A 228-nucleotide genomic window follows, 5' to 3' on the forward strand; every position below is an offset into this window, starting at 1 on the left:
AGCAGCCGTCTGATCAAAAAAGAGTATCCGGAGATCCGGCAGAAGCTCTGGAAGGAAATGTTCTGGAGTCAGAGCTTCTGCCTCCTGAGTGCCGGCGGAGCTCCGATCGAAGTGATCCGTCAGTACATCGAGACACAGGGGGAGAAAAAACATGAACGTAGTATACCGGTTTCGGATCTATCCCAATAAAATACAGCAGGAACTGTTTGCAAAAACATTTGGATGTGT

The 228-nt window shown here is 48.2% G+C and carries 1 protein-coding gene; it reads left to right on the plus strand.

Annotated features, from left to right (window positions below):
- Positions 1–189, plus strand: a 189-nt coding sequence (locus GPK83_RS06185; protein WP_215704289.1) for a transposase, incomplete at its 5' end; no start/stop codon positions are given.
- Between the last annotated feature and the right edge of the window lie 39 nt (positions 190–228).

The organism is Clostridium sp. MCC328 (assembly GCF_018785465.1).
Lineage (GTDB): Bacteria > Bacillota > Clostridia > Lachnospirales > Lachnospiraceae > Pilosibacter > Pilosibacter fragilis.